At 68.0% G+C, this 12625-nt stretch carries 9 protein-coding genes and 2 pseudogenes; 5 read left to right on the top strand and 6 right to left on the bottom strand.

The features are described from left to right. Positions 1 to 2 precede the first annotated feature (2 nt). Positions 3 to 731 carry a WD40 repeat domain-containing protein gene (locus tag AB0C22_RS26400; RefSeq protein WP_357537662.1) on the top strand — a complete coding sequence of 243 codons (729 nt, stop codon included), beginning with the start codon at positions 3 to 5 and terminating at the stop codon, positions 729 to 731. Positions 732 to 762: 31 nt separating this feature from the next. On the opposite strand, the pseudogene AB0C22_RS26395 reads toward AB0C22_RS26400, so the two are convergent. Beyond that, positions 763 to 1834: pseudogene (locus AB0C22_RS26395) on the bottom strand (IS110 family transposase). Positions 1835 to 1983: 149 nt separating this feature from the next. On the opposite strand from AB0C22_RS26395, the gene AB0C22_RS26390 reads away from it, so the two are divergent. Beyond that, positions 1984 to 2286 carry a transposase gene (locus tag AB0C22_RS26390; RefSeq protein ID WP_357537660.1) on the top strand — a complete coding sequence of 101 codons (303 nt, stop codon included), beginning with the start codon at positions 1984 to 1986 and terminating at the stop codon, positions 2284 to 2286. Next, the gene (locus AB0C22_RS26385) at positions 2283 to 3179 is read left to right on the top strand and encodes an IS3 family transposase (protein ID WP_357537658.1); all 897 of its coding nucleotides are present in this window, start codon (positions 2283 to 2285) and stop codon (positions 3177 to 3179) included. The genes AB0C22_RS26390 and AB0C22_RS26385 overlap by 4 nt, the downstream gene beginning before the upstream one ends. Before the next feature lie 44 nt (positions 3180 to 3223). Here the strand turns inward: AB0C22_RS26385 and AB0C22_RS26380 are convergent. Then, positions 3224 to 3617: pseudogene (locus tag AB0C22_RS26380) on the bottom strand (transposase); the annotation flags it as partial. Positions 3618 to 3750: 133 nt separating this feature from the next. Next, positions 3751 to 5193, bottom strand: coding sequence for a recombinase family protein (locus tag AB0C22_RS26375; protein ID WP_219463578.1), 1443 nt, complete (start codon positions 5191 to 5193; stop codon positions 3751 to 3753). Positions 5194 to 5672: 479 nt separating this feature from the next. Here AB0C22_RS26375 and AB0C22_RS26370 point away from each other — a divergent pair, with 479 nt between their 5' ends. Both AB0C22_RS26370 and AB0C22_RS26365 read left to right on the top strand, forming a co-directional pair. After that, positions 5673 to 6818 (top strand): exonuclease SbcCD subunit D, encoded by a 1146-nt coding sequence (locus AB0C22_RS26370; RefSeq protein ID WP_219463576.1) that lies wholly within the window; start codon positions 5673 to 5675, stop codon positions 6816 to 6818. Beyond that, entirely contained in the window at positions 6818 to 9865 is a 3048-nt protein-coding gene (locus AB0C22_RS26365; RefSeq protein WP_357537655.1) for an SMC family ATPase, read from the top strand. The genes AB0C22_RS26370 and AB0C22_RS26365 overlap by 1 nt, the downstream gene beginning before the upstream one ends. Before the next feature lie 204 nt (positions 9866 to 10069). Here AB0C22_RS26365 and AB0C22_RS26360 read toward each other — a convergent pair whose 3' ends face one another. Genes AB0C22_RS26360 through AB0C22_RS26350 form a run of 3 tightly spaced genes read right to left on the bottom strand, consistent with a single transcriptional unit; the run spans position 10070 to position 12228 of the window. Further along, positions 10070 to 10915, bottom strand: a complete 846-nt coding sequence (locus AB0C22_RS26360) for a hypothetical protein (protein WP_357537653.1) — start codon at positions 10913 to 10915, stop codon at positions 10070 to 10072. A 57-nt stretch (positions 10916 to 10972) separates the two neighbouring features. Then, entirely contained in the window at positions 10973 to 11524 is a 552-nt protein-coding gene (locus tag AB0C22_RS26355) for a hypothetical protein (RefSeq protein ID WP_357537651.1), read from the bottom strand. Further along, positions 11521 to 12228 carry a hypothetical protein gene (locus AB0C22_RS26350; RefSeq protein ID WP_357537649.1) on the bottom strand — a complete coding sequence of 236 codons (708 nt, stop codon included), beginning with the start codon at positions 12226 to 12228 and terminating at the stop codon, positions 11521 to 11523. Before AB0C22_RS26350 ends, AB0C22_RS26355 begins: the two co-directional genes overlap by 4 nt. Positions 12229 to 12625 lie beyond the last annotated feature (397 nt).

Below are 12625 nucleotides of genomic sequence, written 5' to 3'. Positions count from 1 at the left end.
TTGTGCGGTTATGGAACAAGTCTACACGCCTCCAAGCGGAGTTCAGTTTCAACAAGGACAGTAACCCTGAAATCAGATCTTTGGCAGCGGACCCAAATGGTGTATGGCTCGCGGCGGTTGACTCTGAGCGAAGCCTCCGGGTCTGGGATATTAGCGCGGATCGGTCCGCAGTAAAGAACCTTGATCAGGCTCTGGGTCTCAGGAGGGCGACTGACGGCAAGATACTATTAGCTGTTGCTTCCTCCCGCCTTATCGTCAGTGACAGCAAAAACTCGCTCCAAGTTTGGGATCTGGTCGCTAAATCCAAGCTTGAAAAAATCGACATATCGGGCCAACCTGACTCGATTTCAGTATCCTCAGATGCGGCGTGGGCGGCTACGACATATGGAACGGAGTCGGTTGGTTTGCACAAAATCGATCAGCCTGCGGCCGAGGTTACACTTCGCTGTGCTGGCCCGGTGACCTCTACCGCTTTCTCGCCCACCGGTTCTTATCTTGCGGCCGTGACGAGCAAAGGGACGCTCGAAGTGTTTGCTACGGACAGCGGGACAAGATGTGCTTTTATGAGAGTTGACGGCAGTCTTTCTTGTTCTGCTTGGCTTCCCCGATCTAGCGCTATCGCGGTCGGGGGTTTGCGGGGGCTCTACTTGTTCGAGTACCAGGACGAGAAGCTGTCTAGCAGTACGGCGGCCACGAGCGAGAGACGGGCCGCGACTGCCGCACCTGAGTGAGCCTTTCGCATGTCTGATGCTCCTATGGATGTCAAGCGGCGAGTTCAAGGTCTTTGGTGGTGATGATCTGGTAGAGCTCGCGGGCGATGTACCGCTTGAGGCAGCGGATGATCTCTTTCTTTGAGAGGCCTTCCTTGGTGCGTCGTTGCATGTAGTCGCGGGTGCGTGGATCCCAGCGCAGGCGGCAGCGCACGACGCGGTAGAGGGCGGCGTTTGCCTGCCGGTCACCGCCGCGGTTGAGTCGGTGTCGGGTGGTCTTGCCGGATGAGGCAGGGATCGGAGCGACGCCGCAGAGCATGGCGAACGCTGCCTCGGAGGTCAGCCGGTCATGGTTCTCGCCAGCGCTGACCAGCAGTTGGCCGGCGACCTCGGCGCCGACGCCGTTGGCAGTCAGCAAGGCAGGGTTGATCGCGGCGACGAGAGGCTCGAGCAGCTCGTCGAGGTCGGTGATCTCGGTGGATAGCTGCTGGTGGCGGCGACCCAGACTGCGTAGGGCGAGCTTGACGGCGGTGGCCGGGGCAGCGGCGTCGGCCGGGTCGGGGCGCGAGTTCGCGCAGGTGGCGACCAACTGCTTCACGCCCAGGCTGCGTAGTCGGACGCGCAGCTCCTCCGGGGCGGTCACGATCAGGGTCTTGATCTGCCGTTGGGTGTCGGCACGCTGAGCCGACCGCGCTGCGCCGGGCCACCCGCAAGTTACGCAGCGCTTCGACCCGGCCGTCGCGCTGTTTGGGGATCCTGGTACGTTCCCCGGCCATGGCGTTCTTGGCAGCCTGAATCGCATCGATCGGATCGGATTTCCCCTGGAAGCGGCGGGTCTTGCGGTCCGGCCGGTCGACCTCGATCACGTCGACGTGCTCATCGCGTAGCAGCCGGGCCAGTCCCGCGCCGTAGGCACCGGTGCCCTCGACCCCGACCCGGCCCAGCCGGCCGTGTCCGCGTATCCAGGCCAGCAGGTCACGGTATCCGGCTGCGGTGGCCGCGAACTGCTGGGTGCCCAGCACCCGCCCGACCGAGTCGATCACCGCCGCGGTGTGGGTGTCCTGGTGGGTATCGACCCCACCGGCAACCTCGATCGCGGTCCTATCAGGTGTAATGGAGGGCATTGTCGTCCTGTCGTTCGTGACCGTGGGGCAGGGCGGCACGCACCAGCCGGGCAACGCGGACAAGACGGAGTGGGCCTGACCCGGTTTGACGGACATCCGAGATCAGGAGCCCGGTGGGCTCCGGGAGGATGTCCAGCATCATGGAGAGCATGGGTAAGAAGCGGCCCCGGCCTCGTCGGTCGTTCACGGCACAGTTCAAGGCCGAGATCGTTGAGTTGTGTCAGCGTGGGGATCGCACGATCCGGCAGGTCAGCGACGATTTCGACTTGACCGAGACTGCGGTACGGGAGTGGATCAAGCAGGCCGAACTCGACACCGGCACGCGCTCGGACGGGCTGACCAGCGACGAGAAGGCCGAACTCGCGCAGCTGCGGCGGGAGAACCGCCGGTTGCGGGAGGACGTCGATATCTTGAAGCGGGCGACGGCTTTCTTCGCGAAGGAGACCCGATGAACGTGTATCCGTTCATCGAGGCGGAGAAGGCCGGCGAGCACAACGTCACGCGTGCGTGCAAGCTGATGAAGGTCTCCAGGTCCGCCTACTACCAGCAAGCCGCCGGCCAGCAGTCGCAGCGGGATCTGGCCGATGAGGTCCTGACCGCGAAGATCGTTGAGGTGCACGCGATGTCGAAGGGCACCTACGGGGCCCCGCGCGTGCACGCCGAGCTTGCCGACGCCGGACTGCGGCACGGCCGCAAACGCATCGCCCGGCTGATGCGTGGCGCCGGTGTGCGCGGCAAGAACCCGCGCCGGTGGCTGACGACCACCATCGCCGACCCGGCGGCAGCCGATCGTGTCGACCTGATCGGCCGGGACTTCACCACCGACCCCGCCCGCGTCGACGCCCGCTGGTGCGGAGACATCACCTACATCAACACGTGGCAGGGTTGGTTGTATCTGGCCACCGTCATCGATCTGGCGTCCCGCCGCGTCGTGGGCTGGGCCGTCGCCGACCATCTCAAGACCGACCTGGTCGATGCCGCGCTGGGCGACGCGATCGTGCGACGCCGCCCGCCCTCTGGGTTGATCTTCCATTCCGACCGCGGCTGTCAGTACACCAGCGCTCAACACGCCCGCCTCGCCGCCGCGCACGGCATCCGCCTGTCCACGAGCCGGCGCGGGCAATGCTGGGACAACGCGGTAGCCGAATCCTCCTTCTCCACGGTGAAGACCGAGCTGCTACACCGGCAGCCTTGGCCCACCCACACCGCCGCCCGCCAGGCCATATTCGAGTACATCGAAGGCTGGTACAACACTCGCCGCCGGCACTCGTCGCTGGGCTACCTCAGCCCAGCCGCGTACGAAGCCACCCACCACGTCACTCAACCGATAGATTCGGCCGCCTAGATAAGATCAACACATCGACCCCGTCCGTCGAAACGGGTCAAGCCCAGGGTGGGTCGGTACTGGGGTGCGCGGATGAGGCGTTGTGGTTCGCTGATGCGGGCGTGGCGTTTGATGGTGTTGAGGCCGAGGTGGAGCCGGCGGGCGCATTCGAGCAGGCAGACGCCTTGTCGAGTAGGTCGTGGACCTGCTGCCACCGCTGCCGGGTCGTCACGGCCCGGATGCCGGCCTGCCGCGGCAGGTCAGCAGCGGCCCAGCACTGTGGGCGGTGACCTCCTTTTGGACGGCCTCGGCGAGGTTGTGCCACAGGTGCTAGCGGTCGGCGACCTGCACCGCGTCGGGCAGAACGCGGCGGACTGCTTCGGCGTAGGCGCCGGAGGAGTCCCGGCACACCACCTCGACACCGGGATGCTCACGCAGCCATCCCTGCAACGTGTGGGCCTTGGACCGCGGAAGCGCGTTCTGGAAGCGAGGGGTTCCCCTGCGGGGTATACGGCCGGTAGCCTTCACTGCATGCACACCTATTGTGTGCAGGGATGCTGTGTGTGGGGGTTCAAGTCCCCCCTCGGACACGTTAACCCCCACGGGTGGTCTTCGCGGGTAGTCGATGCGTTGTGGCCGCCTCGGAGATCTTTGTGATGGTCAGTGTCCCGCCGATCGCGCAGGTGATGTGGAGCTCGTGTTCGAGTAGCGCGTCGGTGACCGTGTGGGAGTCGGCGGCCGGGATGCCGATCCATTCGGCGAGTTGTGTGATCGCTTTGGCTTCGTGGATGTAGACGTTGAGCGGCCGGGGCGCGTCATCTGTTGAGGCGGTGCGGTGGCCGTGGCGGCAGCGGTAGGCGGCGTGCTTGTTGACCCAATGGGCGTCGAGGATCCGGCCGCATTCCTGGCAGCGGATCAGTCCGGTGAGCAGGTAGCGCCCGTTCGAGCCGTCGGCAGGTGCGGGCAGGGCGTTGGCCTGTTGGGCGGCGACGAAGTCGTGCTCGCTGACCAGCGGCGGATGCGCGAGGTCCCGGGAGATGACCCACTGCTGCATCAGGTTCCAGCGGCGTGCCTCTGACTGGCCGAGGAGATCATCGGCGGCGTCGAGCGGGCCGCGGTCGGTGTGCTGCCGGTTCCAGACCTGCCGTCCGGTGTAGCGAGGGTTAGCGAGGATCGCCGCCACCGTGCGTAGTGTCCATCCCGTGCCGCTGCGGTGCGGGTTGCGGCCGGGATCGACGCGGGACGGGCAGGGCACGTGCCGATCGTTGAGGTCGCGGGTGATCCCGGCGACGCTGCGGCCGGCGAGGCGCTGGGCGAACATCCACTGCGCATGCGGTGCCGTGGACGGGTCAGGTTCCAGCCGGTGGACCACGCGTCCCCATTTGGCGTGTGCCCGGTTCGGGTGCGGGCCCGCGTCGGCCAGCCGGTAGCCGTAGGGCGGTCGGCCACCGAGATGACGGCCCTGCTCGACCACCTGGGCGCGCATCGCCGCCTTGGCCCGAAACCGGGAGCGTTGGACCTCTCGTTTCGAGTGCACGCCGAGCAGGGCCAGCAGCGACAGGTGGAACTCGTTGCTGGCGTCGACCGGTCCGTTGAGCTCGGGCAGCCACAGCTGCACGCCGTACAGGTTGAACATCGGCGCGAGGTCGCGGAACTGGCTGCCGTAGAACGCTTGCTCGAACTCGCCCATGACCACCGCATCGAACCCCCGGCCAGGGTCCGCGAGAGCTGCCAGCAATCGCGCGGCTTGCGGGCGACGCGGCCAGGGCACCTGACGGGACTCGCCGACATCGAAGAACTCGGCCACGATCACGCCCCGGCCGTCGATCACCTCTTCGGCGAAGTCGCGTTGCCACCGCGCCGACGACAACCGGTCCTGGAACTCCCGCGTCGACATCCGGCCGTAGAACGCGAACCGGATACCCATCGGCTTTGGTGTTGCCTGGCGCCGCGTCCGAGGGCGGCTTCGCCGGGTCGGCTGCCGCATCCACCAGCCGAGCAGGTCAGGGCCGTCGAGTTCCGGCGTGTACTGCATCAGGACCTCCCACACCGAGGCCTACGGGCATCCCTCGACATGGAGGGACAACGATGCAGTGGTTTGTTGGACTCGGCCACTCACCACACCCGTTGGCGCGGAGGAGGGGTCGAGGCTATTACTCGCCTGGCGCGGTGCCAGTGTCGGCCGTGTATCGGTAGTCCTGCCTGAACTTGGTGGAGTCCTCTCTCCACCGAAGTGGGGGTAGCTCACCGCATGGTCTACACCGGACGCCCCTTCACCCGAGGTGTCCCCGCCGAAGTGTGAGACAGCGCGACCGGTCGGCTGTGGCGGTATGGCACGGGGCCCTCCAAGGCCAGTGGCGCCGATGGTGCCAAGAGGACCGCCCGCCGGTCCTTCGGCCATTCCATAGCAAAGGTTTCCCCTATGGACTGCCGGGACACACCCGATCTTCGTCCGGAAGTGTGGTCGGCTGGGGTGATGTGCTGCGGTCAATGGATGTTCTAGCGTCTCGGCTCGTGCGTTTTCTTCACACCTCGGACTGGCATCTGGGCCGTCATCTGCACGGCCTCAGCCTGCACGACGCGCATCAGGCGTTCATCGACCATCTCGTCGAGGTCGCTCGGAGCGAGCGGGTCTATGCGGTGCTCATCGCGGGTGATCTCTACGACCGGGCGGTGCCGCCGCCGGACGCGGTCGGTCTGTGGGATCAGGCGCAGACCCGGCTCGTGCTGGAGGCGGGGACCAAGGTGGTCGTCATCGCCGGGAACCATGATTCGCCGGCGCGGTTGGGTGTCAGTTCCCGGTTGCTGGAGCGGGCCGGTGTGCACGTGCGGGTGGGCACGGGTGCGGTGGGTACGCCGGTGCTGCTGGAAGACGAGGACGCGAGGGTCGCTTGCTACCCGGTGCCGTTCCTCGAACCGGCGTCGGTGGTTGCCTCCTGGGGGGTCGAGGATCGGAGTCACGCGGCGGCGCTGCGTGCCGCGATGGGTAGGGTTCGGTCGGATTTGGCCCTTCGTCCCGGCTATCGGTCCGTCGTCATGGCGCACGCCTTCGTGTCCGGCGGTCAGGGTTGTGACACTGAGCGGGACATCAGCGTGGGTGGAGTGCAGCATGTGCCCGGTGCGGTGTTCGAGGGCGTCGACTATGTGGCGTTGGGTCACTTGCACGGGCGTCAGCGTCTGGCCGACGGGTTGCGGTACAGCGGTTCACCGCTTGCCTTTAGCTTTTCCGAGGCCGCGCACGTCAAGTCGTCCTATCTGGTGGATTTTGGTGTCGATGGGCTGCGTGGTGTGGAGGAGGTTCCTGCTCCGGTGCCGAGGCGGATGGCCCGGCTCACCGGCACCGTGGAGGAATTGTTGAACAGCCCTGCCTACAGCGCGTATGAGCAGTGTTGGGTCGAGGCGACGTTGACCGATGCGGTGCGTCCGTTGTCGCCGCACGAGCGGCTCAAGCGTCGGTTCCCACATCTGCTGAAGCTCGTGGTGCCGAGCCTGGCCGTCGAGGTGGGCGGCCGGGATCTCGCCGATCTGGATCGGCTGTCACCGGTGGAGGTGGCGCTGGACTTCGTGACCGAGGTGCGTGGTCGGCCGGCGGACAACGACGAGGTCGCGCTGCTGCAGCGGACCTTCGACGAGCTGCGCCGGGTGGAGGTGACCCGCTGATGCGACTGCACCGGCTGACCATGACCGCCTTCGGGCCGTTTCCTCACACGGTGAGCGTGGACTTCGAGGCGCTCACGGCCGACGGCCTGTTCCTGATCCACGGGGACACCGGTGCGGGGAAGACGACGATCCTGGACGGGATCTGCTTCGCCCTGTACGGGTCCGTGCCCGGTTTCCGGGACGATGCCAAGTCGCTGCACTCGCAGCATGCCGCCGTTGGTGTCGGCCCCCGGGTCGAACTGGACGTCACCCTGACCAACCGACGGCTGTTGATCAGCCGCAGCCCGGAGTGGATGCGTCCCCGTAGGCGCGGCAGCGGGACCACCCGGCAACAGGCTCTTGTCGAGATCGTCGAACAGCTCCCGGACCGGATCGAGTTCGTCACCAGGGAGCACCGGGAAGCCGCCGACCTGATCAGGGCGGAGACCGGCCTTGACGTCCAGCAGTTCTGCCAGGTGGTCCTGCTGCCCCAGGGCGGGTTCGCCAGGTTCCTGCAGGCGTCTGCCGACGACCGGCAGGGGCTCCTGCGGCGCCTCTTCGACATCGAGATCTTCACTCGCGCCGAGGGATGGCTGGCGGAGCACCGGACGCAACTCGGCCAGCAGGAACGCGCGGCCCTCGGCACGATCCGCGACCTGACGCAGCGCTTCGCCGAGGTGGTCAAGGTCGAGGTGCCCGCCGATCTCGACAAGCCTGACACCTTGAGTGAGCTGGACGCCTGGGCCGCCGTGCACCGAAACCGGGCCGCTGACCTGGTGGAGGCCCTGGCCCAGAACATGGCCGTGGGTACGGCGGAGGAGCAGCGCCTCGACCAGGTTCGGCAGGCCGCCGCGACCCTCGCCAGGCAGCAACGGGAGTACCAGGCGGCGGTGCAGCAGCGCGATGAGCTGACGACACGCAAGCCGGAGCGTGACCGCTGGAAGCGCCAGCTCGACTCCGCCCGCGCGGCGGCGACGCTGAAGCCGTACCTCGACCAGGTCGACCGGCGGCACACCGACCTCGACCTGCTCCGCCGCACGACGATCGAACACCTCGCCTCGCTGCCCGCTGACGTGGCGGTGCTGCCGGACCGTATCGCGCTGACTGTCCCGGACGGCGGGGAGGCCGTCGACGTGGCCGGCCTCGACGTCAACGCGCTGACCCGGGCGGAACAGACCCGCACCACGCAGCTGCGTGCCGCCGAGGCCGCGATCGACAGCGAGGCGCGACGGACCACGCTGCGAGGGCAGCGGACGGCGGTCGGCAAGAAGCTCGAAGATCTGGCCGGCCGAAGCGAGAAGGTCAACGCCCGCCTGGTCGAGCTGCCGGTCGAGCATGCCGAGATCACTGGCCGGCGCGAGCAGGCCCTGGCGGTGGCCGCCGACCGGGAGGCCGCCGAGCTGCGGCTGGACGAGGCGCAGAAGCAAGCCAAGGCGTGCAAGCGCCGCGACGACCTCACCGCGCGGCTTGCGACCGCCGAGGAGGAACGGCGTACTGCCGTCGACCGCCACCAAGCCGCCGAGGCCCGGCACCTCGACGTACGGCAGCGTCGGCTGGCCGGCATGGCCGCGGAGCTCGCTGGTGAACTACGGCCCGGTCAGCCCTGCGGGGTCTGTGGCTCCCCGGAACACCCCGAACCCGCGCAGGCCGCCGCCGACGCCGTCTCCGCCGCCGACGAGGACCACGCCAAGACGGAGGCGGGCGAACTGCTCGACGAACGTCGCAGCGCCGAGGTCACCGTCGAGCGCATCAACGCCCAGCTCAACGAAGTCACCGAGACGGTCGGTGACCTGACCGCAGCCCATGCGAGGTCGACGGTCACCGAGGCACGCAAGGCGGTGCGGGCGGCGACCGAGGCGACGAAACTGGCCGACGAACTCGGCGCCCACCTGGAAACCCTCGACGTGATGCTGGCCGATCAGCACCGCGAGGCCGCCGACATCGGCCGCGACGAAGCGGTGGCGAACGCCCAGCAGGCCGCCCTGACCGCGCAGATCACCGAACTCGACGAGAGCATCGACGCCGTCCGCGGCCAGGACAAGACCCTGCGGGCGCGGGTGACCCGCCTGACCGGGGAACTCGCCGAGGTCAGGACCGCAGCGACCAACCTGGGGCAGTGGCTACAGGCAGGAAGGGAACTCGCCGACGCCCACCGGGAGGCGCAGCACCACCTGCACCTGTCGGAGTTCGCCGACACCGTGGCAGCGCGGGCCGCAGCCCTGACCGACCCCGAGATCGTCGACCTGCAGGAGCGTATCGACGCTTTCGACGGCGAGTACCACCAGGCCGCAGGACGAGCACAGGACCCCACCCTGCTCGCCGCCGCACACCAACCATCACCGGACGTTGAGGGCAGCGAACAGACCTACCAAGCCGCCCGACTGCGGGCCACCGAGCTGCACGCCCAGCATGGCCTCGCCGTCGAGCAACACGACCGGCTGAAGCAGCTGGGCCCGGATCTGGTCAACGCCCTCGCTCAGTGGAGACCCATCCGCGCCGAGTACGAGATCGCCAACCGCCTCGCCCAACTCGTCGAGGGCAATAGCAGCGACAGCGGTACCCGGATGACCCTCTCCACCTATGTGCTGACCCACCGGTTCCGGCACGTCGTCACGGCGGCGAACACCCGACTCGGGCAGGTCACCCACAACCGCTACCTGCTGCGCCATGTCACCGAGTCGGACACCGGCCGCCGCGCCGGCCGCAATGGGCTCGGCTTGTCCGTCGTCGACGCCTGGACCGGCCAGGAACGCCGCCCGGCCACCCTCTCCGGCGGGGAAACCTTTCTGGTCTCGCTGTGCCTGGCGCTCGGCCTCAGCGACGTCGTCCTGGCTGAGGCTGGCGGCACCCAACTCGGCAGCCTCTTCGTCGACGAAGGCTTCGGGACTCTCGACCAAGAAGCACTCGACCAGGTACTCGACGCCCTCGACGGCCTGCGCTCAGGTGGCCGTACCGTCGGACTGGTCAGCCACGTCGCGGAACTACGTCGGCGGATTCCATCCCGCCTCTACGTCCGTAAGACAGCCACCGGCTCCACCGTGGCCGTCGAAACCCAAGCAATCGACTGAGGACACTTTGTCTACGCCTATTCCTCTCGGTCAAGCCCAGCTACCAGGGCTTTAACGACTCCGGTTGGTCAAGCCACTGCCACCAAACAACGATTGACCTGTAGGGGCCGGCAGTAGCCCCGCCGCCGGTGCTTGCCGGCGGCGTTGTCCTGTCCTGCGGCGGGCGGCACAAGCATCACACGGCGTTACCTCCGCGCGCGATGATCAGCAACCGGCCGTACCAGCCATTCCTACGGCGTGCTCAGCGAGGAGATCGGCGTAGATGTCGACGTCCACGGTGTCGTAGTGGCAGCGTTCGAGGAGCCGGTTGAGTCGCTGGGCGATCTCGTCCGAGGCGAGGTCGAGGCGTTCACACAGGTAACGGTGCGCGCCTACGAGCGGCTCGGCGATCTCCTGCGGTTCGGTGCGGGTGATGTGGTAGGCGTCGCGGAGATGCCCGGACAGGTCGTCCCAGACGAGGATGGCTTCCTCGACGAGGTCGAGCGCGGCGGGGGTTGCGGGGTGGGCGCAGAGGATCTCGACTTCGGCGGCCAGGCGCTCCCCCGTGGTTTCCACGTCGGAGATCTGCCACCTGCTGCCGGCGGTCACGGTCGACGCGTCCTCGACTGCGGTGCGGAAGTCGGCGAGGCCGGACGTGTCGGCGGCGTCGAGCATGCCGGCCCCGCCCAGCAGCAGGGTGGCGAAGAGGCGGTCCCGGGCCGCGTGCCCCGCCACCAGTTCGGCGAGTTGGTGGGGCGACAGCCGCTGCACGGCTCGAAGGTAGCGGGCGTGTTCGGGCACACCGGGAGCGGCGCCGGGCGGGGTGGCGGCGCCGGAGAAGGTGGCGCCTGCGTGGAACGCGGTCAACGCGGCCGCGACCGAGTGTGCGCACAGGTCGTCTCCGCTGATCCCGCAATCGCAGTCCCCGGTGAAGATCCCGTCGACGATGCCCACCCAGGGCTGGAAAGTGGCGTCGTGGTCGCGCACCAAGGCCTGGACACCGCCCCCGGCGGATCCCAACTCACCGACGTTGCCGTCGGCCAGCAGTCGCGCCGCAATCTCATCCACCACGGTGGGGATCGAATCACGAAAGGCCTCTACGTCGATGCGGACCGCCACAGGCACATCCTATCGGCTGGGCTGGAAGCGGGCGTCGTCGAGCTTGGCCAGGAACGTCGGCCGGCGGCGGTGTTCTGCGCGCAACGTCTCCAGGTACGCCTCGAAACAGGTGACCTCACCGGTGTCCACGTACGCCTCGCGCAGGTTGCGCAGCAGCGTGATCGCCCTGTCGTAGCGGCGTTTGTCGTAGGGGTCCAGCAGTTGGGCGTCGATGAGCGCCTGGTAGGGCTCGCACACCTCGGCCGGGTGGGTGCGCCGCCGCAACTCCACCAGTTCGACGCGCTGCTGGGTGGGAATCTCGTTCCAGCGCGTGAGCCCGGTGTGCCAGGCCTCATCGTCACGACCGGCGAGGATCAGCACGTCGATCAGGTGGGGCAGATATCCCGCCTGCTCTGCGGCGCGTTCGCGTACCACCGTCAATGCCGCCTCGGTGTGCGCGGCGTCCCGGTCGGTGTCGGCCACCGTGGCCGGCAGTGACCGGAAGTTGTCGATCGTCGGTTGGACGTCGAACGCCGTCCGGCGCTCGGCCACCGCCGCCTCCGGTTCACCGGTCTCGATCAACAGCCAGACGAGCAGGTCCGTAGCGCCACAGCCTGATGCCCCGACGGGTGAGCGGCGAGTCCGCGTCGGGCCCAGCCGATCGCCTCGGCGGGGCGCTGCGCCTGCGCCAACACCGTGACGATCCGCCCGTACTGGTCGGCGCTGACCAGATGCTCCGCCAGGACCTGTACGTGGCGGTCGGTGTCGCCGGAGACCTCAGCGATCTGCTCCCGCAGGTACCGCACCGCCCACTGCCGATGCCAGCCATCGGGCTCGTTCCCGGCGGCGGCACGCTCGTCGACCAACCGGGCGACCTCAGCGAGGCCCTTCGGCCCCAGCGCCGGCGCCCACTCGCGCAGCACCACGTCCGGCCAGCCCGGGCCGTCACACACCAGCTTCACCAGCCACGCCGCCAACCCTGCCGGCCGCGGCAGCGCGGCCCGACACGCCCGGGCGTAGACCTCCATCAGGTACGCGAGGTCGTTGCCGAGCACGCCCGAGGAGCTGTCCATGTACATCAGGGCGCTCGTCATCCGATCGACCGCCTTGCGCAGCACCGGCACCGCGACCAACGCCTCACCCACGTCGATCAACTCCTCGCAGCGGTCGGCGACCTCCCGCACCGTACGCGAGTAGGCGTCCCGGCCCGAGTACGGATCACGGCGACGATCCCGCCGCAACCGATCCACCAGCACCGTCAACTCGCTGTCGCCCTGCACCCCCACCGGTACATCACACCAGACACGCAGGCCACCCGGTGGGCCAAGCGACCCGACACGTCCGCGAGGCCAACCGACCTGCCACCGATCACCGTCGAGAAGACCTTCCTGGTTTCAGAGCGGGCTCGGGCCGAGGAACTCGCCCTGTCGTCCGAGGGCCGAGGTGGGGGATGAGGACGGTATCGACGTCGCGGGTGTAGTGGAAGCGAGTGGTGGGGCGGATCTTGGTGCGGTTGTCGAGCCAGTACCGCAGCCACCGCTCGACCGTCCAGCCCTGTGCCGTCCGGTCCGCCTTCGTGGCGGTCAACCATTCGTCGCGGGCGTGGCGGGTTCCTCGCCGAGCAGTGGAAGTACCAGGTGCCGTGGCCACGATCGCCCAGTCGGGGGCAGACTGCTCCCATCT

Source organism: Micromonospora sp. NPDC048894 (assembly GCF_040649765.1).
Classification (GTDB): Bacteria; Actinomycetota; Actinomycetes; order Mycobacteriales; family Micromonosporaceae; genus Micromonospora; species Micromonospora antibiotica.
This window is presented reverse-complemented; position numbering and strand designations above follow the sequence as displayed.

Coding starts and splice junctions, on each gene's coding strand:
- AB0C22_RS26365 (WP_357537655.1), top strand. CDS start 6,818: ATGCGACTGCACCGGCTGACCATGACCGCCTTCGGGCCGTTTCCTCAC.
- AB0C22_RS26375 (WP_219463578.1), bottom strand. CDS start 5,193: ATGCAGTACACGCCGGAACTCGACGGCCCTGACCTGCTCGGCTGGTGG.
- AB0C22_RS26390 (WP_357537660.1), top strand. CDS start 1,984: ATGGGTAAGAAGCGGCCCCGGCCTCGTCGGTCGTTCACGGCACAGTTC.
- AB0C22_RS26385 (WP_357537658.1), top strand. CDS start 2,283: ATGAACGTGTATCCGTTCATCGAGGCGGAGAAGGCCGGCGAGCACAAC.